A 26,576-nucleotide genomic window follows, 5' to 3' on the forward strand; every position below is an offset into this window, starting at 1 on the left:
ATGGCTGATGTTGAACAAAAGGATACAGTAATTGTTGGTGGAGGTCCTGGTGGTTATGTAGCCGCTATTCGAGCTTCAGAATTAGGTCAAAAGGTTACCTTAATTGATAAGGGAGAACCAGGTTTAGGTGGTGTTTGTTTAAATGTTGGATGTGTACCATCTAAAGCATTAATTGCTGCTGGCCACCGTTACCAAGAAACTTTAGACTCATCTATTTATGGTATTTCTAAAACCGATGCAAAGCTAGACTTTACTAAGACTCAAGAATGGAAGGACCATAAAGTTGTCGACCGTATGATTCGTGGAGTTAAGATGCTTTTGAAGAAGCATAAAGTTGAAATCATTGATGGAGAGGCAATTCTTGATAATGACCACCAACTTCGTGTAATCAAGCCTGGTCCAAAGCAATTCATGGATAATGATAATGGTCGTACTATCACGTGGAAGAATTTAATTCTTGCAACAGGAAGTCGTCCAGTAGAAATTCCTCATTTTAAGTTTGAAGGTCGTGTTATTGATTCAACCGGTGGCTTAAACCTTAAGGAAGTACCAGAAGAATTAGTTGTAATTGGTGGGGGCTACATTGGTACAGAATTAGCTGGTGCCTATGCTGATCTTGGTGCTCATGTAACGATTATTGAAGGTACTGATTCAATTCTTGGTGGATTTGACCACGATATGGTTGATATTGTTGTCAAGAATCTTGAAAAGAAGGGCGTAGACATTGTAACTAAGGCAATGGCTAAAGATTCTCAGCAAGATGAAAATAGCGTTACTGTCACTTATGAAGTTGATGGTAGGGAAAAGAGCATTAAAGCAGACTACTGCATGGTATCTGTTGGTCGTAAACCAAATACTGATGATTTTGGGCTTGATATGACAAATGTTAAGTTAAACGACCGTCATCAAGTAATTGTTGATGAACAAGGCCGGACGAATGTACCTGGTATTTGGGCTATTGGAGATATTGTTCCTGGTCCTGCACTTGCTCACAAGGCATTCTTTGAAGCTAAGACTGCCGCTGGTGCCATTGCTGGTAAGAATACTGCTAACGATTGGGTTGGAGTACCAATGGTTTGTTTTGCTGATCCAGAATTAGCTCAAGTTGGTATGACGGTTGAAGAAGCTAAAGATAAAGGAATTGATGTATCTACTGCTCAATTCCCATTTGCCGGTAATGCCCGTGCTGTTTCTCTTGATGCTGCCGAAGGATTTATTCGCTTAATCTACACTAAAGATAAGAAAAATGTTATTGGTGCTCAAGGTGTCGGTCCTGGTGTTAGTGACCTTGCTGGTGAACTTTCATTGATTGTCAACTGTGGTATGAATGTTGAAGATGTTGCTTTAACAATTCACCCACACCCAACATTGAATGAACCTGTTCAAGAAGCTGCAGATATTGCGCTTGGCTTCCCAACACATATTTAAATTTTAATAAGTTAGAAAAGTTCTTAGTGATGGATGACTCGATTTTGAAATCACTAAGAACTTTTTCTGTTTGGATTCTTTTAGGCCTTTTATTCCTAAATTTCCGTTTGGATTGTATAATACAAGTAGAAAATGATTGGAGGGACAAAAAAATGAATTCACATAACTATAGTTATCCCCTTGATCTATCATGGACAACTAAAGAGATGGAAACGGTAATTGCCATGTTTAGGGCGGTTGAAGATGCTTATGAAGTTGCGATTGATAGAGATAAAATTTTAGATTGTTATCGTGCCTTTAAGCAAGTCGTTCCCTCAAAGGCTGAAGAGAAACAATTGGGTCGCGAATTTGAAAAGAATTCGGGTTATGTTCTCTACCGTGTTGTCAAAGCAGCACAAGAGTCAACAGATAAGCGAATTAAGATGGTTAGGCAAAAAAATGATTAGTATTGAAGAGTTAGATCAAAAAGCACAACAAATAATTCGTCAAGCAGGTCAAAATGCATACCAGAAAATGGAAAATGATTACCAGATTGATACAAAGACGAATTATACTGACCTTGTAACGACAATTGACCGGGAAAATGAACAATTAATAAATGATCAACTACGAAAAATTGATCCTGATAGTCAAATTTTAAGTGAAGAAGGATTTGGCGACAAACAAATAAGCAATATGCAAGGACATGTTTGGATTGTTGATCCGATTGATGGAACAATGAATTTTGTTAAGCAGCATAATAATTTTGCTGTTATGTTAGCATTGTATGTTGACGGTCAACCGATGCTTGGCTATATTTTAGATGTAATTAATAATCGTCTTTACCATGGTCGAAAGGGTGCTGGTGTTTATGTTAACAACCAAAAAATTGGCCAGCCAGCTGACTTAGGCTTGCGAGAGAGTTTGTTAGCGATGAATCGGACATTAACTTTAAGTGGTGATTCAGCATTAAAGAAAATCGCTCAAGACGCAATAGGCTTACGGATGTATGGAAGTGCGGGCATTGAGGTGATTGGTGTGATCACTGGTCAATTAGGTGGATATATCTCTAATTTGAAGCCATGGGACCTTGCTGCTGGGCGAATGTTAGCAGAAGAATTAGACTTAGTTGTGAAATCAATTGACGGTAGTTCTATTAATGTGTTATCATCTAATCTTGTATTAGTAGCAACGAGGCAGGTTAGTCGAGATATTCGACAGATCATCAATTAGTTGTCGAGGCTGTGACCGCGATGTCACAGTTTTTTTATGAAATTGGCGATTGATAGGCCGCTGCTGTTCGACTTAAAAATGATATGACGAAAGGGAGAATCAAGTTTTGAAAACTCGTGACGACATTCGTAACATTGCGATTATTGCCCACGTTGACCACGGTAAGACTACCTTAGTTAACGAAATGTTGAAGCAATCAGATACTTTACCAGAACACTTCTCAATTGAAGATCGTGCGATGGATACTAACGCTATTGAGCGTGAACGTGGTATTACTATTCTTTCAAAAAATACTGCTGTTAAATATGATAATCACCAAATTAACATCTTGGATACACCAGGACACGCGGACTTCGGTGGTGAAGTTGAACGTGTTATGAAGATGGTTGATGGTGTATTACTTGTTGTGGATGCTTTCGAAGGGACAATGCCTCAGACACGGTTCGTCCTTAAGAAGGCCCTTGAACAACACTTAACACCAATTGTTGTGATTAACAAGGTTGACCGTAAAGGTGCTCGTCCTGAAGAAGTTGTGGATGAAGTTCTTGACCTCTTTATCGAATTAGGTGCAGATGAAGATCAACTCGACTTCCCAGTTGTTTACACTTCAGCAATGAACGGTACTTCAAGTTATGATTCAGATGTTTCTACTCAAGAACACACCATGAAGCCATTGTTTGATACTATTATCAAGACAATCCCTGCTCCAGTAGACAATTCTGATGAACCACTTCAATTCCAAGTTGCTATCTTAGATTACAATGACTTCGTTGGTCGAATCGGTATCGGTCGTGTCTTCCGTGGTAAGATTAAGGTCGGCGATAATGTTACCTTAATGAAACTTGATGGCTCAAAGAAGAATTTCCGGGTTACTAAGCTTTTTGGTTTCTTCGGTTTGAAGCGGTTGGAAATTAATGAAGCTGAAGCTGGTGATTTGATTGCGGTTTCTGGGATGGAAGACATCAATGTTGGTGAAACTGTAGCTGATGCAGAACATCCCGAAGCAATTACTCCATTACGGATTGATCCACCTACATTACAAATGACTTTCCGGACTAACGATTCTCCATTCGCTGGTCGTGAAGGTAAATTTGTTACTGCCCGTCAGCTTGAAGATCGTTTGAAGCGTGAAATGCAAACTGATGTGTCCTTAAAGGTTGAAGATACTGATGATCCAGGTGCATGGACTGTTTCTGGTCGTGGGGAATTACACCTTTCTATCTTGATCGAAACATTACGTCGTGAAGGATATGAGTTATCTGTATCACGTCCACAAGTTATTTACCGTGAAATTGATGGAGTAATGAGTGAACCATTTGAAGAAGTTCAAATCGATACTCCAGATGAATATACTGGTGCAGTTATTGATAGCCTTTCTAAACGTAAAGGTGAAATGAAGAACATGGAACCAGGCGAAAATGGTCAAACTCGTCTTATCTTCTTAGCACCATCACGTGGCTTGATTGGATACTCAACTGAATTTATGACTATGACCCGTGGTTACGGAATCATGAGCCATACCTTTGAAAAATACGCACCAGTTATCAAGAACTGGAACCCTGGTCGTCAAAAGGGTACTCTTGTGTCCATGAATGCTGGTAAGGCTACTACTTACGCAATGATGGGTATCGAAAGTCGTGGTCAATTATTAATTGATCCAGGTACGGAAGTTTACGAAGGTATGATCGTTGGTGAAAACAGTCGTGAAAATGATATTACTGTTAACATCACCAAGGGTAAGAACTTAACGAACGTTCGTGCTGCTGGTTCTGATGAAATGGCTCACATTAAGACCCCTACTCACTTCTCCCTTGAAGAATCACTCGAATTCTTAAATGAAGATGAATACTGTGAAGTAACTCCAGAAAATATCCGTTTACGGAAGAAGACCCTTAACACAAATGCCCGTGAAAAGGAAGCTAAGCGTCGTCGTGCTGCTTCACGGAAGTAAATATTTAAAAAAGCTTGGGAGGCTAACTAGCTTTCCGAGCTTTTTTTTGTTGTATAATAATGATTGTATTTTGTTTTTAGGTAGGTGCACTTTGTGAAGAAAAAGAAATTAAGATTCCGTAAGATTCGTTCTGTATGGAATAACGTCCGCTACCTTGATTATTATATTTTAGTTCCTTACCTTGCTTTATGTTTAGTAGGAATTGTAATGGTCTATTCAGCTAGTGCTTCCATTGAAATGCAAAATGGTGGAACCCCATTAGGATATTTAGTAAAACAAACAATCTATGTTGTAATGGGAGTTGCGGTAATGGCATTTATGGCAAATTATCCTTTGCGGCATTATCGAACGCCAAGGTTTTTACGAGATTCAACATTGGTAGTTGGTGCTTTACTTGTCATTGTTTTGGTTTTTAGCCGGGCTGTTAACGGAGCTAAAGGTTGGATATCCTTGGGCTTCTTTAATATTCAACCGGTGGAAATTTGTAAGCTATATTTTATCTTATATTTAGCTGATCGAATGGCTAAAATTAGGCAACGTGGACAACATTTTACCACTGATGCTAAAGGTCCTTGGCTCATAATTGCAGTTTTTCTCGGGTTGATTATGATTCAACCAGATATTGGAGGAATGGCGATTAACGGAGCGATTATTGCAATCATGCTTTTAGCGGCGGATTATAAATGGGGCGTTGGTTTGGAAATAATTCTTGTCTTACCAGCGCTTGGCTACCTTGGATTGGAACGACTAGTTGAAAGTGGTTTGCTTCAAGGCGGTGGATACCAAGTTGCGCGTTTTGTTGCCTTTCTAAATCCCTTTGGAAATGCTAGTGGTTCAGGAAATCAATTAGTTAATTCCTATTATGCAATCAGCAATGGTGGTGTATTTGGGGTTGGACTTGGAAATAGTATTCAAAAAATGGGATATTTGCCAGAGCCCAATACCGACTTTATTATGTCAATTACTAGTGAAGAATTGGGTCTAGTCGGGGTAACGGCAATTTTAGTTACTTTACTCTTTTTGATCTGTCGTATTATTCAAGTTGGGGTGCGGGCAGATAGTTTGTATCAAACGCTCATCTGTTATGGCTCAGCAACATTCTTTACGATTGAAACACTCTTTAATATTGGTGGAGTTCTAGGACTCTTGCCGATTACGGGGGTTACCTTCCCATTTATTAGTTATGGGGGATCAAGTATGTTGATTCTTTCTGCAACGGTAGGCATTATAATGAATATTAGTATGCAGCAAAATCGGGATCGCTTGGTTATGGGGAAACCATTTATTCCTGAAACAGGAGGCGTAAAGAATGTTTAAATTAATTCCACGGCGTTCCCTAATAATTTACATTAACAATAATCGTGTGATTCGAGCTCTTCGTCATTATGGTCAGATTGATTATATTTCCCGACGAATGCATTATGTGGTAATGTATGTAGACCAAAGTGATGTCGAAAAAATAAAAGAGAAGATAAGTCGATTACGCGCAGTGAAAAAGGTTGAATTATCAGCTCGGCCAGATTTAGACCCGACGTTAGCTGATCTTGAATTAACAGGGGTCTATCAATTACATGATGAGGATGATAAAAAATGAGAATTGTTGCAGGAGACTTCGGGGGACGAAAGCTAAGTGCTGTTCCGGGAATGGCAACTCGTCCAACAACTGATAAAGTTAAAGAAGCATTATTTAATATAATCGGTCCTTACTTTAATGGCGGAACCAGTCTAGATTTGTTTGCCGGAAGCGGTGGATTAAGTATTGAAGCTGTATCGCGCGGAATCAGTCAGGCAGTCTTAGTTGATCGTCAATATCAAGCAATCAAAACAATTAAGAAGAATATTGACGTTACAAAACATGTTGAACAATTTAAAGTTTATAAAATGGACGCTCACAAAGCGTTGAATTTGTTTGCAAAAGACAAATTGAAATTTAACCTGGTCTTTTTAGATCCGCCCTATGCTAAACAGCAAATTGTTAATGATATGGAGCAGATGGTTAAAAATAATTTGCTAGCTAAAGACGCAATAATTGTGGCAGAAACAGATCAGAATGCGAAACTGCCGACAGATTTAGCTGAGTTTAACTTTATTCGTCGTCAAGAATATGGAATTACGGTTTTAACAATTTATCAATATAAAGGAGAATCAAAATAATGAAAGTTGCAGTTTTTCCTGGATCATTTGACCCATTAACACTTGGACATTTAGATTTAATTAAGCGAGGAAGTGCGTTGTTTGATCAATTGGCAGTGGCGGTAATGACTAATGAAAGTAAAAACCCGCTGTTTACTGTTGAAGAACGAGTAGCGCAAATTAAAGAGGCTGTTAGTGGGCTAGATAATGTTTCGGTTATTACAACGGAAGGCTTAACTGTTGATCTAATGAACCGCATTGGTGCAGATTACTTAATGCGTGGTTTGCGTAATACTACTGATTTTCAATATGAACGTGATATTGCGGCGATGAATAACTTTTTAGATGATCAGTGTGAGACCGTCTTTTTCCTTGCTAAGCCTGAATATCAGCACTTATCTAGTAGTTTGCTAAAAGAAGTAACATCGGCTGGGGGAGATATCTCAGCTTACCTTCCCGCTAATATTAACGAAGCACTAAAAAAGCGTTTAATGGAACGAGAAATGTTACGGGTTAAGAAAGACAATGAAAAAGCAAGATAATGTAATATTGCGACGGATAGGAATTATTTTAGGGCTTGTCCTTTTACTAGGCTGCTTTTTGTTCTGGCCCCTAAATTCTTATATTGAAAGTCCGGGAACAGCTGCTGATTTACAGTCTTTTGTTAAAATAAAGGGACACCCCGATCGATATAAGGGAAGTTTTATGTTGACGTCGGTGGCGATTCAACGTGCCCATCCTGCAACATATTTATATGCCAAAATGATGCCCTATATGTCAATTGAGAGTGCGGAAGATGTAACTGGTGGTCAAAATAGTGCAACGTATGACCGTGTCCAAAAATTTTATATGGATAGCTCGATTAACGAGGCAATTGCAGTTGCTTATAATGCCGCTCACCAAAAAGTAACGCGACGCTATCTAGGAATTTATGTATTGCAAGTTCAGCCTAATTCTAAATTTAAACATGATATTCATGTTGGGGACACAATTACAAAAGTAGATGGTCATCACTTTAATACCGCTCAAGGCTTTCAAAAATATATTGGTGCTAAAAAAGTTGGCACTCCGTTAGTGGTTACTTATACTCGAGATGGGAAAACTAAAACTGTCACCCATCCGCTTGTTAAAATTACCAATACTAATAAGCCAGGAATTGGGATCATTCTTACTAACAATATGCAAGTTAAGACTAAGGTTCCAGTAAAGGTTGATGCTGGTCAATATGGCGGGCCATCTGGTGGCTTAATGTTCAGTTTGCAAATATATCAACAAATTAGTGGAAAAGATTTGCAACGGGGACGTAAAATCGCTGGAACTGGAACAATAAATTCAGACGGGACCGTTGGAGAAATTGGTGGAATTGACAAGAAAGTAATCGCTGCGCACCGTGCGGGAGCCACTATTTTCTTTGCCCCTTATATAAAACCAACGAAAGAGATTCTTAAGTATGAAGAAGGTCATCTGACTAATTATCAAATGGCTAAAAAAGCAGCTAAGAAATATGCACCAGGAATGAAGGTTGTCCCTGTCACTTCCTTTGACGAAGCAGTGAAATATTTACAAACGCATAAGTAAATTGAAAAGCAAGAGGCAAAATGAAGGTCTCTTGCTTTTTTTAATGCAAAATTTATTTTTTTTCGTATTTATATTTATAGGGAGGTGAGAAACATGCAGCAATTATCAGAATTATGGATAAAATATCGAGTACAAGTGCTGATGATAGTGATTGCTGCAGTAGTTGGGGGATATTGGATACTTAATAAAAATAATAACGATGCTTTAATTTCAAATACTAATGCTGTTTTAACAAGTAGCGAAACAGGAAGTAGTTTAACTTCTACCACTACGATGAAAGGGACCGTTGCAATTGATATAAAGGGTGCCGTAAAAATGCCCGGAGTTTATGAATTGAAAGCAGATGATCGTGTGAACGAAGCCTTGAAAGCGGCAGGTGGACCACTACCCAATGCAGACTTGCGCCAAGTAAATCTTGCTAAACAATTAACAGACCAGCAGATGATCTATATTCCTCTTCAAGGCGAAACGCCAATAGTTTCCAGCAGTACAGAACCATCAGCAGCTAATAATGAAAATGGCAGCGATAGTTCTGCAAAGATAAATCTAAACACGGCTACCAAAGAACAACTATGTCAAATTACAGGGATTGGCGATAAAAAAGCCGATTTAATATTGCAATATCGACAAGAACACGGTCAATTTAAGAGTATTGACGAACTTAAAGAAATAAATGGTTTTGGCGAAAAAACTGTTGCTAAACTAAAAGATCACCTATCTATCTAGTTTTTATTTTTTTGATGAAGATATTTGCTATACTATATTTCAAATATAGAGGAGTGAAATAATATGAAACCGAGAATTGATTGGGACCAGTATTTTATGATTCAAGCAGCTTTATTGGCGTCGCGAAGTACCTGCAACCGCCTTTCAGTAGGTGCAGTTTTAGTTCGTGATAAGCGAATAATTGCCGGTGGGTACAATGGATCAGTTGCTGGCGATGCACATTGTATTGATGAAGGCTGCTATTTACGTGATGGACATTGTGTACGAACTATTCATGCAGAAATGAATGCTCTTTTACAGTGTGCTAAGTTTGGTATTTCTGCTGATGGGGCAAGTATTTATGTAACAGATTTTCCTTGTTTACAATGTACCAAAAGTTTATTGCAGACTGGAATTAAGGAGATAAATTATATTCGTAATTATCACAATGATGATTATGCAATGAAATTACTTAAACTAAAAAATGTTGCGCTTCATCAGATTAAATTAGATAGTGATATTTTAGAAGAGGTCGATCTGGACCAGTATATCAACCCAGATCAAAAATAGATTATTCAACACTTTTGGTTTTTTCCTGCGCTAATTGCAAGTTTAGTAGCGGTTAGTTTCTTTAGTTCATATTGGTTAATTTTTCTTTTAATTGCTATATTTTACCGAATTGCCGTATTAAAAAGGCCAATAGTACTTGGAGTTGGAGTGCTGATATGTTTATTGATGGCGATTTTATGTTACAGTTTACAAAAAAATTGGACAACTATTACGGCGAATAAGCAAATGGAAGTTACTCAAAAAATATTAGTTTACCCTGATGAATTAAAATTCAATGGAAATTTTATGACAGGAACTGCAATCGACATTCAAACTGGACAACGTGAAGCAATAATGATGTCGTTTAAGTCACCCCAGATGCTAAAAAATATTGATAAGCTTACAACACCCTCGATATGGCTTATTAATGGGCAATTAAAACCGATTATTCCCCGTACAAATGAAAATCAATTTGATAATTTAACTTATAATCACCATCGCCGGATCTGTAATCAAGTTCAAATTAACCGGGTAGAGCAAATGGTTAGGCAAAAAAGAGGAATAGTTGGCTGGTGTCATACATTAAGAAAGCGAATCAGCCTCTACTTTGAAACTTTACCGCCTCCTCTTAGTACGTATTGCCAACAATTAATAATTGGTAGCAGTAATGAGGATTCGGCTGAATTAATGGTAAGTATTAAAAGGCTTGGTCTGCTTCATCTTTTTTGCATTTCAGGAATGCATATCGTGCTTTTCACTGATTTATTACGGCGGCTGTTAGTTCATTTATGGTGGCGTAAAGAATCAATTGATTTATTTTTAATTATCATTTTACCGTTTTATCTTCTCGTTGGTGGTGGAGCAACAAGCTTGATAAGAGCAACCATTATGGCTGAGCTTGGTCTTCTTCATCGATATTTAAATTTGGACAGTCTTGATGGATGGGCACTGAGCTTATTAATTGGATTAGTTATTGATCCGTTGCTATTGCTTACATTAGGCGGTCAATTAAGCTATTTGCTTTCTTTTATTCTTCAAGTTCTTCCAGAATCAGTACGTGGTTTTAAGCAGTCTTTATTATTGAATTTAATTAGTTTGCCTTCGTTATTGAGTTATGTATATGAGGTTCATCTTCTGAGTTTTGGGGTTAGTTATTTAATAATTCCGCTATTTTCGACAGTTGTTTTTCCAGCGGTCTTGGTTGGGGCACTTAGTTTTAAGCTTTTTGAACCACTCGCGTATCTAATTAATGCTGGTTTAAAATGTTTTCAATATATTTTAAATTGGTTATCTGATTTTCCAGGAATGATTCATTTTGGGAAGCCACCGTTAATTTTGGCCCTTCTATTATTTGCGGCATCTTTATTTGTTATTTCTCAAGAGACATCTTTAAAATCATGGAAGATATTAGCCTTATTGTATGTAATTACTGGAGGGATAATTCATTTTCCACTTAATGGCGAAGTTACCTTTGTTGATATTGGACAGGGGGACTCGATAATTATTAGAGAACCTTTTAATCGACGGGTAACAATGATTGATACAGGAGGCAAATTAAATTTTAAAAAGCCGGATTGGGCGACTTCAAAGCATTCTCAAGATGATGCCCAACGAATAACCATTAATTATTTGAAAAGTAAAGGCATCAGGCAAATTGATAATATTTGTTTAACTCACCATGATGCAGATCATATCGGCTATTTAACAACGATTTTGGATAATATAGCAGTGAAAAGACTGATTGTCCCAGCGGGGATGGAAAGACAACCAGCACTTCTTAATAAAGTAAGGACTGCTGAAAAGTCATCGCCAATGATAATTCCGGTGACTGATAATGTTAAGTTGTCATCATTTCCATTGCAAATTCTACATCCCTTTGTTCCGGGTGAAGGGAAAAATGAAGATTCTTTAGTGTTAGCTGGGAAATTTGGTGGGAAAAGATTCCTTTTTACTGGGGATTTGGACCAGGAAAATGAAGAAAAAGTTATTCAAAAGTATCCGCAACTAAAGTCAGATATCTTAAAAGCTGGTCATCATGGCAGTAAAACTGCTAGTAGTTATTTATTTTTGCAGACAGTTGCTCCTAAGTATGCGATAATTTCAGCTGGACGATTTAATAGGTATCGCCATCCTGATGAAATAACAATAAAAAATTTTCAAAGATTAAATATTAATTACTTATCAACGCAGCAATTTGGAATGATACAATATGTATACCATGGTCGAAATGGAAAAATAAAAACAACATTGAGGGGAGATGAGACAAGTTGGACATTGCCCAATTATCTACACAATTAAAAACTAAAACCCCAGCAATGGTATATTTAATTTTAGGGAAACAACAGGTCCTTCAACAGCAGGCAATTGATGCCTTTATAAGCCTTATTCCAGAGAATGAACAGGTTATGAATGTTGGTCGATATGATATGGAAGCCACACCATTGGCAGTTGCTTTGGATGATGCGATGGCGACTCCATTTTTTGGTGAACGACGATTAGTTATTATCAATAAACCGTTCTTCTTAACTGGTGAGAAAAGACATTCGAAAGTTGAACATGATTTGGATAGCTTAAAAAAGTATCTTGAACACCCTGAACCGTCTACAATTTTAGTTTTTGCGGCCCCTTATGAAAAGCTTGATGGACGAAAAGGGATTGTAAAGCAATTAAAGAAGACAGCAGTTTTAGTTGATGCTAGTCCACTTGATGAACGAGCAGCTCGTCAAAGAGTGAGAACTCAATTATCAACTGCTGGTTTTGAAATATCAGAAGCTGCTTTGGATGAGTTGGTTCAACGGACTAATGCGGATTATGGGATGATGGATGCAAGCTTAACTAAATTAAAGATTTTGGCTTACCATGAAAAAAAGATTGATCAAAACATGGTAGCCGCTCTAGTTCCGCAATCATTAGATGAAAATGTATTTGATTTAGTCACTGCGGTTCTTAAGCATAATCAAATAAAGGCCTTAGATCTCTATCAACAGCTATTAGCGGGCCAGCAACCGCCGTTAAGGATTAATGCAGTGCTAGTAGGGCAGTTTCGGCTGTTGATTCAAATAAAAGTATTAAGTAAACGCGGCCTTACGCAAGGGAGTCTAGCGAGTCAGCTTAATGTCCATCCTTATCGGATTAAATTGGGATTAAAAACTGCGCGTGATTTCTCAATGCAGGCGTTAGAAAACGCCTATTTGGGATTAATTCGTATTGAACAATCGTTAAAAACGACACAACGCGATCCTTCACTTTTGTTTCAGTTATTTATGTTACAGTATTCTCAGCAGAGCAAAGGAGCATGAGATACAAAAAGAGGATAAGAAAATTTGTTTTCTTATCCTCTTTTTGCGAAAAGTTAAAAATAAAAAAGCAACTAACTTAATAGTTGCTTTTTTATTACTTAGCGTAACGTGCTGAGAGACGTGACTTGTCACGTGCAGCCTTGTTAGCCTTGATAAGGCCCTTAGAGTGGGCACGGTCAATTGCTGAGATAGCAGCCTTGTATAAGTCGTCAAGGTTATCTGCGCCAGCAAGCTTTGCCTTATCGAACTTCTTAATAGCAGTCCGCATTTGGCTTAATTGTGAAGCGTTACGTGCTTCAGCTTTTTCACTAGTACGAACACGTTCAATTGCTGATTTGATAATTGGCATGAGTTTCACCTCCGTTACCCGATTTTCAGTTGACCAGAATTTTCAACATTTGTCATTATACAAAAGACTAGCGAGCAATGCAATAGCTAACGACGATCAAGTCAAAATTTCATAGAAATAGTTGCAACATTAGTAAATTTTATGTATATTTGTATAGGTTACTTCAAACAAGTAATTAATTGCCTCTTCTCAGTTTAACGATCCTCACCGACGTTATACTTAGATCTTAGGCGCATTAATATTGAAAGGTGGGAAAATAGCATGGCTATTTCAAAAGAACGTAAAGATCAAATTATTAAGGAATTCGCAACTCACGAAGGAGATACTGGTTCTACTCAAGTTCAAGTTGCTGTTTTAACTGCTGACATCAACGAATTGAACGATCACCTTCGTACACACAAGCACGATTATCATTCACAACGTGGTTTAATGAAGAAGATTGGTCACCGTCGTAACTTATTAGCTTACTTACGTCGGACTGATTTACCTGCTTACCGTGAACTTATCCAAAAGTTAGGTTTACGTCGGTAATATTTTATTATCAAAGCACTTTGCCTTCTACTTGGAGGCAAGGTGTTTTTTGTTTTTACTCCATTATTTTCACTGATTGTGGTAAGATATTTATAACTATAATGAACGATATAAAATTCTTATCGCTACATATTGTAATCGATAAGGGGTTCAAAACTAAATATTAAAGGAGCCAAATCAATGGATAATAATATTAAAATTATTCCTTTTGGTGGTGTACGCGAAAATGGTAAAAATATGTACGCCGTTGAGATTGAAGACCAAATTTTCATTTTGGATACGGGGTTAAAGTATCCTGAGAATGAATTAATGGGAATTGATGTTGTCATTCCTGACTGGGAATATCTTCGTGAACATAAGAACAAGATAGTCGGGGTATTCTTAACACACGGACATGCAGATTCAATTGGAGCACTCCCGTATTTCTTGATGGACTTTAATGTTCCGGTATTTGGAAGCGAGATGACGATTGCCTTAGCAAAGCTGGCAGTTAAAAACCATAAGGAAGTTAAGAAGTTTAATGATTTTCATGTTGTTGATGCGTCAACAGCAATTGATTTTAATGATGTTACAGTTTCATTCTTCCAGACGACCCATACTATTCCTGAAACTTTAGGGGTTGTTTTAGAAACTAAAGCAGGAAATATTGTTTACACTGGTGATTTTAAATTCGATCAGACAGCTAAAAAGGGTTATCAAACAGACCTTGCTCGTTTAGCGGAAATTGGATCACAAGGTGTATTAGCACTTTTAAGTGATTCTGCTGGGGCCGGAATTACGGGTGCGTCTGCTCGTGAACAAGATATTGGAGACTATATTAAAGAAACTTTTAAATATCAAAACGGTCGGATTATTGTTGCTAGTGTAGCTTCAAATATTATGCGTGTACAGCAGATTATCAATGCTGCTGTAGCCGTTGGCCGGAAGATTGTTTTATCTGGAAAAGACATTGAACAAATTATTGATACAGCAATGTCTTTGGGAAAGTTACACTTACCAGATGACTTATTTATTAGTCGCAAGGAAGCAGAAAAACTCGAACCAAACCAAGTTGTTATTTTAGAAACTGGTAAAATGGGTGAACCGATTAAGTCATTACAGCAAATTGCAAACGGCGATAATCCTAATTTACAATTAACGAGTACCGATCTTGTCTTTGTTACTACTACTCCTTCTTATGCGCAGGAGACTGAGGTACAAAAGACAAAAGATATGATTTATCGTACGGGAGCAGAGGTTAAATTTATTTCTGATGATTTGAATCCTTCTGGACATGCTAACCAAAATGATGAACAATTAATGTTGAATTTCATGAAACCCAAGTTCTTCATTCCAATTCAAGGTGAATACCGTCTGTTAGATCGTCATGCGGAATTAGCAGAAGAAGTAGGAGTTCCAAAAGAAAATATCTTCCTCGTTAATAAGGGTGATGTTCTGACTTACAAAAATGGTAAATTCCATGTTGGAGAACATATTGATGTAAGTAATACTATGATTGACGGAACAGGTGTCGGTGATATCGGTAATATTGTTTTACGAGATCGGCGCGTCCTGTCAGAGGATGGGATTTTTGTTGTGGTGGCAACTATTGATCGGAAAAAGAAAAAGATCGTTGCTCGACCACAAATTACGTCACGAGGATTCGTATTTGTAAAGACTAACCGTCAACTAATGCAACAGAGTGCTGACTTAGTTGAAAAGATTGTTCAAGAAAATCTAGATCAAAAGGAATTTGATTGGAGTCACTTGAAACAAGATGTTCGCGATAAATTAAACCGATTCTTGTTTGATCAAACTAAACGGCATCCAGTTATTTTGCCAGTTATTATGGAGATTAATCAACATCAAAAGAAGATTAAAAACAATGTTGAGAAGAAAGAAGAGAAATCTGCGAAGTCACGTTCAACGAAAGAACATCATCGTAGTCGTGGTAAAAAACGAATGGCAAAAGAAAAAAAGTAGCTGTTTAATATAAGTAATGTGAAGGGAGGCTGGGAGAAAACTTTCGTTTTTCTCCCAGCCTCAACTGCTTTTATGAACAATTGTATAAAGTAATGAAATAAAAAAGGGTGATAAAAATGAATGAAACCCAACAAGATCAATATCTCCAGGCTCAAAAATTAATTGCTGAAGAAAAATGGCAAGAAGCTAGTAATATTCTGGAAGATCTTATAAACGAGGTTGATGATTCAGAAATCGGTCGATTGACGATAATCGCTCTGTATCATTCTCAACAATATACCAGGGCTTGTACTTACTTGTTTGAGTATTTAGAAGTAATGTTTGATAGCTTGGCAGATGCTCAAATTGCCATTAAAATTTTGTGTCAAAATGAATTATTTGTTTTAGCAAGACAGGTGATTAGTAGTCTTTCGCAATGGCAGGAAGATTTGCTGACAATTGTTACAATGGGGGAGGAAAAATCTCGTCAAGAGTACCAGGAGACATTACAAACACGTTTGCGAGACTTTTATCATTTAGGAGATTACTCCCTTGAAGAGCAGCAAAGTAGGCTGCAGGCGGCTTTTAAACTTCCTTTAAATGAATTTATTACAGGCGCTAAATTCCTGCTTCGTGATCCCTACACTCATCCACTGGTAAAGTCTAGTTTGGTTGAGCTGCTTAGTAAGTTACAAGTTGCAGATCCGGTTACTGTTTATTGGCTAGATAAGAAAGAATATACAGTTGTGCCAGCTGATATTCAGCCTTTAAATTTATTGCCAGTCGTTAGTGAAGGTAAGAGATTAATTACAGAAAAGTGTGGAAATCAAAACCCGCAGACAGAAAAGCTGGCAATTCAAGAATTTCAATTACAGGTAATGTTCTTATATCCGCGAATTAATCAAATTATTAAAGATATTGATGAATGGACAGATGTTTTAATCGCTAGAATAGAAGGAAAGAAAGTCGCAACAAATACAGTTTCTAGTACGTGGCAGGAACGACTAGGTAAGCAGATTGACGAATTAATAGAAAAACATTAGTCAAATACATTTACAAATGAACAGATAGTTGATATTATATTTAAGAATTCTTCTTCAGAGCCTAAGATTAAAGCTTTCAATTGGCGAAAAGAAGTTGTACAATATGTATAAAGGTATGTCAGTCATCAAATTAGATGATCTGGCATTATACTTGTAAATTATCAGGAGGTTTTCATTAATGGCTGAAAAAGAACATTATGAACGTACAAAACCCCACGTTAACATTGGTACTATTGGCCACGTTGACCACGGGAAGACTACTTTAACTGCTGCTATTACAAAGGTATTGGCAGCCAAAGGTTTAGCAAAGGCAGAAGATTACGCTGATATCGATGCTGCTCCAGAAGAAAAGGAACGTGGTATCACTATCAACACTGCCCACGTTGAATACGAAACTGAAAAGCGTCACTACGCACACATCGATGCCCCTGGACACGCTGACTACGTTAAGAACATGATCACTGGTGCTGCACAAATGGATGGTGCTATCCTTGTTGTTGCTGCTACTGATGGTCCTATGCCACAAACTCGTGAACACATTCTTCTTGCTCGTCAGGTTGGTGTTCAATACATCGTTGTATTCTTGAACAAGACTGACTTAGTTGACGATGATGAATTAGTTGACTTAGTTGAAATGGAAGTTCGTGACTTACTTAGCGAATACGATTTCCCTGGTGACGATGTTCCAGTTGTTCGTGGATCTGCTCTTAAGGCACTTGAAGGTGACCCAGAACAAGAAAAAGTTATCCTTCACTTAATGGATGTTATTGATGACTACATCCCAACTCCAAAGCGTCCTACTGACAAGCCATTCATGATGCCTGTCGAAGACGTATTTACTATCACTGGTCGTGGTACTGTTGCTTCTGGTCGTATTGACCGTGGTACTGTTAAGGTCGGTGACGAAGTTGAAATCGTTGGTTTAACTGAAGACGTTCTTAAGTCAACTGTTACTGGTTTGGAAATGTTCCACAAGACTCTTGATCTTGGTGAAGCCGGTGATAACGTTGGTGTACTTCTTCGTGGTATTTCACACGACCAAATCCAACGTGGTCAAGTTTTGGCTGAACCAGGTTCAATCCAAACTCACAAGAACTTCAAGGGTGAAGTTTACGTTATGACTAAGGAAGAAGGGGGACGTCACACTCCATTCTTCTCAAACTACCGTCCACAATTCTACTTCCACACAACTGATGTTACTGGTACTATCGAATTACCAGATGGTGTAGAAATGGTTATGCCTGGTGATAACGTTACATTCACTGTTAACTTACAAAAGCCAGTTGCTCTTGAAAAGGGTCTTAAGTTCACTATTCGTGAAGGTGGACACACTGTTGGTGCCGGTGTTGTATCCGACATCTTAGACTAATTCTTGAGTACAGATGTGCTGAAAGGCTTGGGGAAACCCAAGTCTTTTTTCTTTAACAAAAATATTTGAAAATAACTTGGGGATCAGCCGTCAATAAGTTGCAATTACTGGTCTCCTACGGTAAACTAATATAGTATGTAAAGACTAGTTATAAATATTAATTAGTCAAATTGATTTGTTATTGGAGGAAATAAAATGTCAGCAAAATGGGAACGCGATAGCGATGCCAGCAAAGGTACATTGACATTTGAAATTGATGTCGACACTATTAACAAGGGAATTGACGAAGCTTTCGTTGAGACTCGTAAAAAGATCACTGTTCCGGGCTTCCGGAAGGGTCGTGTCCCTCGTCAAATCTTTAACCAAATGTACGGTGAAGAATCATTGTATCAAGATGCCTTAAACAAGGTATTACCTGATGCATATAACGAAGCAGTAAAGGAAACTAACATTCAACCTGTAGATCAACCTAAGATTGATATTAAGAGCATGGAAAAGGGTCAACCATGGGTATTAACTGCTGAAGTTGACGTTATGCCAGAAGTTAAATTAGGTGAATACAAGGGTATGGAAGTTCCTGCTCAAGACACCACTGTTACTGATGCTGATGTTGATGATGCACTTGAAACTAAGCGTCAACAACAAGCTGAACTTGTATTAAAAGAAGATAAGCCAGCCGAAAAGGGCGACACTGTCGTTATTGATTACAAGGGTAGCGTTGACGGTGAAGAATTTGATGGCGGTTCAGCTGAAAACTACTCACTAGAATTAGGTTCAGGCTCATTTATTCCAGGTTTTGAAGATCAATTAATCGGTCACAACGCTGATGAAGATGTTGATGTAAATGTTACCTTCCCAGAAGATTACCACGCTAAGAATCTTGCTGGCAAGGATGCACTTTTCAAGGTTAAGATTCACGAAATCAAGGAAAAGCAATTACCAGAACTTGACGATGATTTCGCTAAGGATGTTGACGAAGATGTTGATACTTTAGCTGAATTAAAGGAAAAGACTAAGAAGCAACTTCAAGAAGAAAAGGATAACCAAGCTAAGGCTGCTATTGAAGATGCTGCTATCAATAAGGCTGTTGCTAATGCAGAAATCCAAGATATTCCACAAGCAATGTTGGATGATGACACTAACCGTCAAATGCAACAATACTTAGCAGGAATGCAACAACAAGGTATCAGTCCTCAAATGTACTTCCAAATTACTGGTACAAAGGAAGAAGATTTGAAGAAGCAATTTGCTAATGATGCTGCTCAACGTGTAAAGACTAACCTTGTCTTAGAAGCAATTGTTGACGATGCTAACTTAGATGCTACTGATGAAGAAATTGCTAAAGAAATTTCTGACCTTGCAAAGCAATACGGTATGGAAGAAGATGCTGTTAAGAAGGCATTATCTAAAGACATGTTAATGCATGATATTAAGATCCGTAAGGCTGTTGACTTAGTTGCTGATTCAGCAAAGCAAGTTAAGGATGACGAAAAGTCTGACAAGTAATTTGTTAAATAATTACTAATCAATGAGGCTGGAAGAAAACAGTAGTTTTCTTCCAGCCTCGCTATTTTAATCAAATATTAGTAAGATAAAGTAGAAAATAATTTACTGAGTAATTTAGTCGAAATTAAACAGTAATTTTGTTATTATGTTTTAATAAGTCTTAGAGGAGGTTCATTTATGTTTGAAGATACCACTGGTATGGATTCAGTTCACTGTTCATTTTGTGGAAAGTCCCAAGATGAAGTGAAAAAAATTGTTGCTGGTCCTGGCGTCTATATTTGTAACGAATGTGTTGACCTTTGTAAACAAATTATTGATCAGGAACTAGCAGAAGATGAAGCTAAAAAAGCTTTCCGTGTGCCAACTCCAGGAGAGATTGTTAACGAACTGGATGACTATGTAATCGGTCAAGGTGATGCTAAAAAAACATTAGCAGTTGCTGTTTATAACCACTATAAGCGGGTTAATGCAATGATGAGTGGCGATAATAATGATACAGAACTTCAAAAGAGCAACATTGCCGTAATTGGTCCAACTGGTTCTGGGAAAACCTATCTTGCCCAATCACTTGCGCGAATTCTAAATGTTCCGTTTGCAATTGCAGATGCTACAACTTTAACTGAAGCTGGATACGTTGGTGAAGACGTTGAAAATATTATCCTTAAATTACTTCAGGCTGCTGACTTTGATGTAGAACGTGCTGAAAAAGGAATCATTTACATTGATGAAATTGATAAAATCGCAAAGAAGAGTGAAAATGTATCAATTACGCGTGATGTTTCTGGAGAAGGGGTTCAACAAGCTCTTTTAAAGATTCTTGAAGGAACAATTGCTAATGTACCACCTCAGGGAGGACGTAAGCATCCACAGCAAGAATTTATCCAAGTTGATACAAAGAATATCCTCTTTATTGTTGGGGGAGCCTTTGATGGAATCGAAACAATTGTTAAGGAACGACTCGGTGATAAGACAATTGGATTTGGAACAGACTCACGAGAAGCTGAAGAGGTTACGGATAAAAATATTTTGCAACATGTTATCCCAGAAGACCTTCTTAAGTTTGGCTTGATTCCAGAATTTATTGGACGATTACCTGTGATGACTGCTCTTGAAAAACTTGATGAAGATGACCTTGTTCGAATCCTTACTGAGCCAAGGAATGCATTAGTTAAGCAATATCAAGAGTTAATTCGCCTTGATGGAAGTAAGTTGACCTTTACTGATGGTGCATTACGAGCAATGGCACAACTAGCAATCAAGCGAAATACAGGTGCTCGTGGTCTCCGTTCGATTATTGAAGATGTAATGCGGGATGTAATGTTTGACTTGCCAAGTCGTAAAGATGTAGAAAAGGTAATTATTGATAAACGATGTGTAACGCAACATACAGAACCTCGTTACGTTTTAAAGGATGAAAAAGCTTCTTAATGAAATGAGGTAAGCAAATGGAAGTTCACAATGTAGATTTAACAATCAGTGCCGTAAGTGATGAACAATATCCTAAAACAAATATTCCAGAAATTGCTTTAGTTGGTCGTTCAAATGTTGGGAAGTCATCGTTGACAAATGTCTTAATCAACCGGCGCAATTTTGCTCATACGTCTAGTCAGCCAGGTAAAACCCAGACGTTAAATTTCTATGACGTTGAGGATAAGGTATATTTTGTCGATGTTCCAGGATATGGGTATGCCAAAGTCTCGAAAAAAGAGCGAGAACGATTTGGAAAAATGATCGAACAATACTTAACCCAACGTGAACAATTACGCGGAGTTATTCAATTAGTTGATGCACGGCATGAACCCACCTCTGATGATGTAAATATGTACAATTGGTTACAATATTATAATATTCCAACATTAATAGTAGGGACAAAGATTGATAAGGTAAAACGAAGTGCATGGAATCGCCAACTAAGCCTTATCAAAAAGACCCTTGATGTTGAGAGTTCAACACCGATTATTCTATTTTCAGCTACAGAGAAAAAGGGTAAAGATGATGTTTGGCAGTGGATTGAAGAGCGAATGGGGAAGAACTAAGTTGGATTTTAATGAATACCAAAATGCAGCAAAACGAACCTTATATGGGAATGAACAAGTTTTAACAAATTGTGCATTAGGATTAGCTGGTGAGTCAGGACAAGTCGTTGATTTAGTAAAAAACTATACTTTTCGTAGTCGAAAATTAGATCGTAAGGAACTAATCCACGAAATGGGTGATGTCTTATGGTATTTATCTCAAATTGCAGAATGGGCCGATATTCCATTTGAAGAGGTTGCCAAAGCAAATATTGAGGAATTAAATCAGCGCTATCCGACTGGTTTTAAAAAGCAAGATTAAAAATAGAGAGTGGAAAATAGCCTTCTCGACAAAGCAGTTGGCTAAGCTAGGGCGATGATTAGCACGGCACGGGCTGATTATCGTTCGTACTTAGACTCGAGCCTTGTGGCGACGCGAAGTTAGTTCCACGTTACTATTGTTCATAAAAGTAGTGGAGGCTGGGAGAAAACAAAAGTTTTCTCCCAGCCTCCTTTGCATTATTTCTTTTCTTTATCCTTGCTATCTTTTTCTTTTTTATCGTCATTTTTTTTAGTTGCTTTTGGTTTTTTAGGATCAACCGCAAATTGATCAAATAATTTATCAAGCTGTTCGCTTCTTCTAGTAACTAATCCCATTTTTTTAGCTCCTTTTTTATATTTGACAAAATGCTAGCATAAATTTTGCTAAATGTACAATTATTTCTAAACACTTTCTTTGCCTTAATGATGATTTTTCAGATATAATATATTGTTAGATAATTTTTCGGAGGGATTTTGCGATGGCCAGTGAACATTTAGAACATAAACTAGCATTGTTACCTGACAAGCCAGGTTGCTACCTGATGAAAAACATTAATGATCAGATAATTTATGTTGGTAAAGCTAAAAATTTAAAAAATCGGGTTCGGTCTTACTTTAAGAGTAGCCACACCGGTAAAGTAGCTAAAATGGTTTCAGAAGTTGCGGACTTTGAAACCATTGTAACTTCGACTAATAAGGAGTCGTTCTTACTTGAAATAACGCTTATTCAAAAACATCAACCTTATTTCAATATCAAATTAAAAAAGGGAACTGGTTATCCCTACATAAAAATAACAAATGAGCGGGATCCTCAAATTAAGATCGTTAGTAAAATAAAAAAAGATGGTGGATATTATTTTGGCCCTTATCCAAATGTCTATGCTGCGGAGGAGACGATGCATTTTATTCAAAAGGTTTATCCATTAAGACGATGTAATGGGTATCAAGGCCGTCCGTGTTTGTATTACCATATGGGACAATGTTTAGGAGCTTGTTTTAAAGACGTTCCTAAGAGCGAATATGAAGAGCAAATTAAAAAAATTAAGTCATTTTTAAGTGGAAATACAGCGACAGTTAAGCGACAGTTAACCAAAAAGATGCAACTAGCAGCAGAAAACATGGAGTTTGAACGAGCTGCTGAAATTCGAGACCAGCTTCACTATATTGAAGTGACAGTTGAAAAACAAAAGATTATTTCAAATGATAAAACCCCTCGTGATTTATTTAATTTCTATATGGATAAAGGATGGCTTTCTATTCAAATTTTCTTTATTCGGCAGGCGCGGTTGATGAAACGAGAAAAACGTCTATTTCCAATCGTGGATACGGCAGTTGAAGAAATGACTAGCTTTATTCTCCAGTTTTATAATCGTCGCAATAATATTTTGCCTCGTGAAATTCTTCTTCCTAAGGGCCTTCCCAATAAAGAAATAAGTGAAATATTAGGGGTACCAGTTCGGACACCGGTTCGTGGTGAAAAACGGGACCTCTTAGCAATGGCACATGAAAATGCTCAGTTGTCTTTAGATGAAAAATTTCGACTGCTTGAGATGGACCAAAGTAAGACTACCGGTGCGATGAAAGAGATTACGGATGCCCTTGGACTTCCAGAAGGTCACCGGATTGAAGCGTTTGATCATTCTCATATTCAGGGGGCTGATCCTGTTAGTGCAATGGTTGTATTTGTTAATGGAGAACCGGCTAAAAATTTTTACCGGAAGTATAAATTGAAAACGGTGATTAATCATGCTGACGAAGCTGCCAGTACCCGTGAAGTTATTCGACGGAGGTATTCGCGTCTTTTAAAAGAGAATAAGCCAATGCCGGATATGATCTTTATGGATGGTGGCGAAATTCAGATGGATGCGGCTAAAGATGTTTTAGAGAATGAGCTTGGTCTCGATATTCCGGTAGTAGGGATGGTAAAGAATGATAAACACCAAACCGCTGACTTATTGTTCGGGGATGATGATCACCATATTAATTTGAATCCACGGAGCCAAGGCTTTTACTTAGTTCAACGCATTCAAGATGAGGTTCACCGGTTTGCAATTACTTTCCACCGGCGCGTTCATACCAAGCATTCGTTAAGCTCGCGTTTGGATGAAATTAAGGGAGTGGGACCCCGAACTCGAACAAAATTGCTTAAAAAATATGGATCAATTACCAAAATTGCTCAAGCCTCAGTTGATGAAATCCATTCACTAGGAATTAATCGACCTACCGCCCAGTTAATCAAGGTTTCATTGCAGAAAAATGCTGAGGTTGCTAAGGGTAGTAGTCATGATTGAGTTTTGACAGGCTTGTAAATTTTAAATATACTAAATAATAGACTAAAGAACGGAGACAATCATTATGAATATGTTTGTTGATCAAATAAAAATTGAAGTACATGCAGGTAAGGGTGGCGATGGAATGGTAGCATTTCGTCGTGAAAAGTATGTTCCTAACGGCGGCCCCGCTGGTGGTGATGGTGGCCGTGGTGGTAGCATCATTTTAAAAGTTGATGAAGGATTACGGACTTTAATGGATTTCCGTTATCATCGAATTTTTAAAGCTAAAAACGGTGGTAATGGAATGAGTAAACAGATGACTGGTCCAAGTGCAGAAGATACAATTATTGCTGTTCCCCAAGGTACTACCGTTAGGGACCTTGATACCGGCGAGATTATTGGTGATCTTGTTGAAAAAGACCAAGAATTAGTAGTGGCTAAAGGTGGCCGTGGTGGTCGCGGCAACATTCACTTTGCTAGTGCTAAAAACCCTGCTCCTGAAATTGCTGAAAATGGTGAACCAGGAGAAGACCATTACTTAGAATTAGAATTAAAGATGCTTGCTGATGTCGGATTAATTGGGTTCCCTTCTGTTGGAAAGTCAACTTTATTATCAGTAGTAACCGGTGCTAAGCCTAAAATTGCTGCATATGAATTTACGACATTAACTCCTAATCTCGGAATGGTAATGCTACCAGATGGCCGTGATTTTGCGATGGCTGACATGCCTGGTTTAATTGAAGGAGCATCGAAGGGTATCGGTCTTGGATTGAAGTTCTTACGGCACATTGAACGTACCCGCGTTCTTCTTCACCTAGTGGATATGAGTAGTGAAGATCCTCATCAAGCAATTGAACGTTACCGGCAAATTAATAAGGAACTTGCTAATTACGATCCTGAATTATTAAAGCGACCACAAATTGTAGTTGCGACAAAGATGGATTTGCCAAATTCTGCCGATAACTTAGCTGCTTTTAAAGCTGATTTGGCAGCAGATAAGACTTTAGAAAAGCAGCCAGAGATTTTCCCTATTTCAGCGGTTACTCATCAAGGTGTCCAACAATTAATGCAATTAACGGCTGATCTCTTAGATAAGACACCCGCATTTGATAGTGAGAGTCATGATAAAGAATTGGTCGCTGAATATCGTGCTGCTGCTCCTGACAAGAAGGATGAGACGGACTTTACCATTACCAAGGATGAAGACGGCACCTGGGTATTGGGCGGTGAAAAACTTATTCGGTTATTTAAGATGACTGATTTAACTCATGAAGAAAGTCAATTACGCTTTGCTCGTCAACTTCGCCATATGGGGGTTGATGACGCGTTAAGAGCTAAAGGTGTACAAGATGGTGATCTTGTAAGAATTGAAAAATTTGTTTTTGAATTTATTCAATAAAATTATACGTAGCAAAGGTAGGAAAAATATAAATGCAACTTGAATTTTTAGGAACAGGCGCTGGTTCCCCAAGTAAGCAACGTAATGTAGCAAGTGTTGCATTGCGGTTGTTAGAAGAACGAAACGCAATTTGGTTATTTGATGTTGGAGAAGCTACTCAACATCAAATTCTCAATACGACAATTAGGCCACGAAAGATAGAAAAAATCTTTATTACTCACTTGCATGGTGATCATATCTTTGGTTTACCTGGTTTACTAAGTTCCCGCTCTTTTCAAGGAGGAACCGAACCATTGACGATCTATGGACCAATAGGAATAAAGCGGTATGTTCAGACTTCTTTGCAAGTAAGTGAGTCACGCCTCAGTTATCCTTTGCATTTTGTTGAAATAACAGATGACGGGGAACTATTTAATGATCATGGTTTTAGAGTGATTGCACGAAAGTTGGATCACAAAATTGCTTGTTTTGGATACCGGATTGAAGAAGCGGATCATCCAGGAGAATTACAAGTTGAAAAATTACGAGAACAAAAAGTACCATCTGGGCCAATTTACGGTCAACTAAAAGCTGGAAAAACGGTTACTCTTCCTGATGGTCGCGTATTAGATGGTCATGACTTTATTGGCACTCCTCAACCTGGACGAATTATTGCAATTTTAGGCGATACTAGACAAACAAAGAATGCAATTTTGTTAGCACAAAATGCGGATGTATTAGTGCATGAAAGTACTTTTGCTAAAGATGAGACGAAGATGGCATACAATTATTATCATTCAACCAGCAAACAAGCAGCTGAAATTGCAAAAAAAGCTGGTGTTAAAAAATTATTGTTAAATCATATTTCAGCACGATACACCGGTAAAGCAGCCTATCAATTGGCATATCAAGTTCGTAATATTATTCCTGATACTCGAGTTGTTAATGATTTTGATGTGATTGATATTCCGTTTAAAAAATGAAAAGAGATGGCA

The 26,576-nt window shown here is 37.8% G+C and carries 26 protein-coding genes; 24 read left to right on the forward strand and 2 right to left on the reverse strand.

The annotated features are described in order from the left end of the window. The 13 genes from lpdA to holA all read left to right on the forward strand — a co-directional run bounded on the left by lpdA (position 1) and on the right by holA (position 12,855). Positions 1-1,428 carry a dihydrolipoyl dehydrogenase gene (gene lpdA / locus QOS06_RS00285; RefSeq protein ID WP_283595272.1) on the forward strand — a complete coding sequence of 476 codons (1,428 nt, stop codon included), beginning with the start codon at positions 1-3 and terminating at the stop codon, positions 1,426-1,428. 152 nt (positions 1,429-1,580) lie between these two features. After that, complete coding sequence (locus QOS06_RS00290; protein WP_085678185.1) at positions 1,581-1,874, forward strand: UPF0223 family protein; 294 nt, start codon at positions 1,581-1,583, stop codon at positions 1,872-1,874. After that, the gene (locus QOS06_RS00295; RefSeq protein ID WP_085719463.1) at positions 1,867-2,640 is read left to right on the forward strand and encodes an inositol monophosphatase family protein; all 774 of its coding nucleotides are present in this window, start codon (positions 1,867-1,869) and stop codon (positions 2,638-2,640) included. The genes QOS06_RS00290 and QOS06_RS00295 overlap by 8 nt, the downstream gene beginning before the upstream one ends. A 106-nt stretch (positions 2,641-2,746) precedes the next feature. Continuing rightward, the gene (typA, locus tag QOS06_RS00300) at positions 2,747-4,591 is read left to right on the forward strand and encodes a translational GTPase TypA (protein WP_003668260.1); all 1,845 of its coding nucleotides are present in this window, start codon (positions 2,747-2,749) and stop codon (positions 4,589-4,591) included. A 93-nt stretch (positions 4,592-4,684) separates the two neighbouring features. Continuing rightward, positions 4,685-5,908 (forward strand): FtsW/RodA/SpoVE family cell cycle protein, encoded by a 1,224-nt coding sequence (locus tag QOS06_RS00305; RefSeq protein WP_085719464.1) that lies wholly within the window; start codon positions 4,685-4,687, stop codon positions 5,906-5,908. Then, complete coding sequence (locus tag QOS06_RS00310; RefSeq protein ID WP_003666818.1) at positions 5,901-6,185, forward strand: YlbG family protein; 285 nt, start codon at positions 5,901-5,903, stop codon at positions 6,183-6,185. The genes QOS06_RS00305 and QOS06_RS00310 overlap by 8 nt, the downstream gene beginning before the upstream one ends. Further along, positions 6,182-6,745 carry a 16S rRNA (guanine(966)-N(2))-methyltransferase RsmD gene (gene rsmD, locus QOS06_RS00315; protein ID WP_085678194.1) on the forward strand — a complete coding sequence of 188 codons (564 nt, stop codon included), beginning with the start codon at positions 6,182-6,184 and terminating at the stop codon, positions 6,743-6,745. The genes QOS06_RS00310 and rsmD overlap by 4 nt, the downstream gene beginning before the upstream one ends. Then, entirely contained in the window at positions 6,745-7,266 is a 522-nt protein-coding gene (gene coaD / locus QOS06_RS00320) for a pantetheine-phosphate adenylyltransferase (protein WP_003668252.1), read from the forward strand. The genes rsmD and coaD overlap by 1 nt, the downstream gene beginning before the upstream one ends. Further along, positions 7,250-8,302: a SepM family pheromone-processing serine protease gene (locus QOS06_RS00325; RefSeq protein WP_003671208.1), complete on the forward strand. Its 1,053-nt coding sequence runs from the start codon at positions 7,250-7,252 to the stop codon at positions 8,300-8,302. Before coaD ends, QOS06_RS00325 begins: the two co-directional genes overlap by 17 nt. A gap of 93 nt (positions 8,303-8,395) precedes the next feature. Beyond that, positions 8,396-9,028, forward strand: a complete 633-nt coding sequence (locus tag QOS06_RS00330) for a helix-hairpin-helix domain-containing protein (RefSeq protein ID WP_003671206.1) — start codon at positions 8,396-8,398, stop codon at positions 9,026-9,028. Positions 9,029-9,091: 63 nt separating this feature from the next. Next, complete coding sequence (locus tag QOS06_RS00335; RefSeq protein WP_003666825.1) at positions 9,092-9,577, forward strand: ComE operon protein 2; 486 nt, start codon at positions 9,092-9,094, stop codon at positions 9,575-9,577. Positions 9,578-9,742: 165 nt separating this feature from the next. Beyond that, entirely contained in the window at positions 9,743-11,854 is a 2,112-nt protein-coding gene (locus tag QOS06_RS00340; RefSeq protein ID WP_078009825.1) for a DNA internalization-related competence protein ComEC/Rec2, read from the forward strand. Beyond that, positions 11,824-12,855 carry a DNA polymerase III subunit delta gene (gene holA / locus QOS06_RS00345; protein WP_003671201.1) on the forward strand — a complete coding sequence of 344 codons (1,032 nt, stop codon included), beginning with the start codon at positions 11,824-11,826 and terminating at the stop codon, positions 12,853-12,855. The genes QOS06_RS00340 and holA overlap by 31 nt, the downstream gene beginning before the upstream one ends. A 94-nt stretch (positions 12,856-12,949) precedes the next feature. Here the strand turns inward: holA and rpsT are convergent, their stop codons facing one another. Further along, positions 12,950-13,204 carry a 30S ribosomal protein S20 gene (rpsT, locus tag QOS06_RS00350; protein ID WP_003666832.1) on the reverse strand — a complete coding sequence of 85 codons (255 nt, stop codon included), beginning with the start codon at positions 13,202-13,204 and terminating at the stop codon, positions 12,950-12,952. Positions 13,205-13,465: 261 nt separating this feature from the next. On the opposite strand from rpsT, the gene rpsO reads away from it, so the two are divergent. From rpsO to QOS06_RS00390, 8 genes are all read left to right on the forward strand, one after another. Continuing rightward, positions 13,466-13,735, forward strand: a complete 270-nt coding sequence (gene rpsO / locus QOS06_RS00355) for a 30S ribosomal protein S15 (RefSeq protein ID WP_003666833.1) — start codon at positions 13,466-13,468, stop codon at positions 13,733-13,735. Between the two features lie 180 nt (positions 13,736-13,915). Beyond that, positions 13,916-15,697: a ribonuclease J gene (locus QOS06_RS00360; RefSeq protein WP_085678205.1), complete on the forward strand. Its 1,782-nt coding sequence runs from the start codon at positions 13,916-13,918 to the stop codon at positions 15,695-15,697. A 116-nt stretch (positions 15,698-15,813) separates the two neighbouring features. Continuing rightward, complete coding sequence (locus QOS06_RS00365) at positions 15,814-16,719, forward strand: hypothetical protein (protein ID WP_003671195.1); 906 nt, start codon at positions 15,814-15,816, stop codon at positions 16,717-16,719. Positions 16,720-16,897: 178 nt separating this feature from the next. Further along, a complete protein-coding gene (gene tuf / locus QOS06_RS00370; protein ID WP_003666836.1) occupies positions 16,898-18,088 on the forward strand; it encodes an elongation factor Tu in 1,191 nt (396 codons plus the stop codon). 195 nt (positions 18,089-18,283) lie between these two features. Continuing rightward, positions 18,284-19,594 carry a trigger factor gene (gene tig / locus QOS06_RS00375; RefSeq protein WP_003666837.1) on the forward strand — a complete coding sequence of 437 codons (1,311 nt, stop codon included), beginning with the start codon at positions 18,284-18,286 and terminating at the stop codon, positions 19,592-19,594. A gap of 177 nt (positions 19,595-19,771) precedes the next feature. Further along, positions 19,772-21,022, forward strand: a complete 1,251-nt coding sequence (clpX, locus tag QOS06_RS00380) for an ATP-dependent Clp protease ATP-binding subunit ClpX (protein WP_085678213.1) — start codon at positions 19,772-19,774, stop codon at positions 21,020-21,022. A gap of 17 nt (positions 21,023-21,039) precedes the next feature. After that, positions 21,040-21,630: a ribosome biogenesis GTP-binding protein YihA/YsxC gene (gene yihA, locus QOS06_RS00385; RefSeq protein WP_085678218.1), complete on the forward strand. Its 591-nt coding sequence runs from the start codon at positions 21,040-21,042 to the stop codon at positions 21,628-21,630. Position 21,631: 1 nt separating this feature from the next. Further along, complete coding sequence (locus QOS06_RS00390; protein WP_003674350.1) at positions 21,632-21,931, forward strand: nucleoside triphosphate pyrophosphohydrolase family protein; 300 nt, start codon at positions 21,632-21,634, stop codon at positions 21,929-21,931. A 197-nt stretch (positions 21,932-22,128) separates the two neighbouring features. Here QOS06_RS00390 and QOS06_RS00395 read toward each other — a convergent pair whose 3' ends face one another. Then, on the reverse strand, positions 22,129-22,266 hold the full coding sequence (locus QOS06_RS00395) for an SPJ_0845 family protein (protein ID WP_162859759.1): 138 nt from the start codon (positions 22,264-22,266) through the stop codon (positions 22,129-22,131). A gap of 143 nt (positions 22,267-22,409) precedes the next feature. Here QOS06_RS00395 and uvrC point away from each other — a divergent pair, with 143 nt between their 5' ends. The 3 genes from uvrC (at position 22,410) to rnz (ending at position 26,564) form a co-directional block, all read left to right on the forward strand. After that, entirely contained in the window at positions 22,410-24,221 is a 1,812-nt protein-coding gene (uvrC, locus tag QOS06_RS00400) for an excinuclease ABC subunit UvrC (RefSeq protein WP_003671189.1), read from the forward strand. A gap of 64 nt (positions 24,222-24,285) precedes the next feature. Further along, positions 24,286-25,602 carry a GTPase ObgE gene (gene obgE / locus QOS06_RS00405; protein ID WP_085649723.1) on the forward strand — a complete coding sequence of 439 codons (1,317 nt, stop codon included), beginning with the start codon at positions 24,286-24,288 and terminating at the stop codon, positions 25,600-25,602. 32 nt (positions 25,603-25,634) lie between these two features. Beyond that, complete coding sequence (rnz, locus tag QOS06_RS00410) at positions 25,635-26,564, forward strand: ribonuclease Z (protein WP_003671185.1); 930 nt, start codon at positions 25,635-25,637, stop codon at positions 26,562-26,564. Positions 26,565-26,576 lie beyond the last annotated feature (12 nt).

Origin of the sequence: Limosilactobacillus sp. DJ3M12 (genome assembly GCF_947381695.1) — a bacterium.
GTDB classification, from domain to species: Bacteria; Bacillota; Bacilli; order Lactobacillales; family Lactobacillaceae; genus Limosilactobacillus; species Limosilactobacillus kinnaridis.

Bases quoted from the DNA above. Each gene is read 5' to 3' on its own strand.
- lpdA (WP_283595272.1), top strand. From the start codon at position 1: ATGGCTGATGTTGAACAAAAGGATACAGTAATTGTTGGTGGAGGTCCT.
- QOS06_RS00290 (WP_085678185.1), top strand. From the start codon at position 1,581: ATGAATTCACATAACTATAGTTATCCCCTTGATCTATCATGGACAACT.
- QOS06_RS00295 (WP_085719463.1), top strand. From the start codon at position 1,867: ATGATTAGTATTGAAGAGTTAGATCAAAAAGCACAACAAATAATTCGT.
- QOS06_RS00310 (WP_003666818.1), top strand. From the start codon at position 5,901: ATGTTTAAATTAATTCCACGGCGTTCCCTAATAATTTACATTAACAAT.
- rsmD (WP_085678194.1), top strand. From the start codon at position 6,182: ATGAGAATTGTTGCAGGAGACTTCGGGGGACGAAAGCTAAGTGCTGTT.
- coaD (WP_003668252.1), top strand. From the start codon at position 6,745: ATGAAAGTTGCAGTTTTTCCTGGATCATTTGACCCATTAACACTTGGA.
- QOS06_RS00325 (WP_003671208.1), top strand. From the start codon at position 7,250: ATGAAAAAGCAAGATAATGTAATATTGCGACGGATAGGAATTATTTTA.
- QOS06_RS00330 (WP_003671206.1), top strand. From the start codon at position 8,396: ATGCAGCAATTATCAGAATTATGGATAAAATATCGAGTACAAGTGCTG.
- QOS06_RS00335 (WP_003666825.1), top strand. From the start codon at position 9,092: ATGAAACCGAGAATTGATTGGGACCAGTATTTTATGATTCAAGCAGCT.
- QOS06_RS00340 (WP_078009825.1), top strand. From the start codon at position 9,743: ATGGCGATTTTATGTTACAGTTTACAAAAAAATTGGACAACTATTACG.
- rpsT (WP_003666832.1), bottom strand. From the start codon at position 13,204: ATGCCAATTATCAAATCAGCAATTGAACGTGTTCGTACTAGTGAAAAA.
- rpsO (WP_003666833.1), top strand. From the start codon at position 13,466: ATGGCTATTTCAAAAGAACGTAAAGATCAAATTATTAAGGAATTCGCA.
- QOS06_RS00360 (WP_085678205.1), top strand. From the start codon at position 13,916: ATGGATAATAATATTAAAATTATTCCTTTTGGTGGTGTACGCGAAAAT.
- QOS06_RS00365 (WP_003671195.1), top strand. From the start codon at position 15,814: ATGAATGAAACCCAACAAGATCAATATCTCCAGGCTCAAAAATTAATT.
- tuf (WP_003666836.1), top strand. From the start codon at position 16,898: ATGGCTGAAAAAGAACATTATGAACGTACAAAACCCCACGTTAACATT.
- tig (WP_003666837.1), top strand. From the start codon at position 18,284: ATGTCAGCAAAATGGGAACGCGATAGCGATGCCAGCAAAGGTACATTG.
- clpX (WP_085678213.1), top strand. From the start codon at position 19,772: ATGTTTGAAGATACCACTGGTATGGATTCAGTTCACTGTTCATTTTGT.
- yihA (WP_085678218.1), top strand. From the start codon at position 21,040: ATGGAAGTTCACAATGTAGATTTAACAATCAGTGCCGTAAGTGATGAA.
- QOS06_RS00395 (WP_162859759.1), bottom strand. From the start codon at position 22,266: ATGGGATTAGTTACTAGAAGAAGCGAACAGCTTGATAAATTATTTGAT.
- uvrC (WP_003671189.1), top strand. From the start codon at position 22,410: ATGGCCAGTGAACATTTAGAACATAAACTAGCATTGTTACCTGACAAG.
- obgE (WP_085649723.1), top strand. From the start codon at position 24,286: ATGAATATGTTTGTTGATCAAATAAAAATTGAAGTACATGCAGGTAAG.
- rnz (WP_003671185.1), top strand. From the start codon at position 25,635: ATGCAACTTGAATTTTTAGGAACAGGCGCTGGTTCCCCAAGTAAGCAA.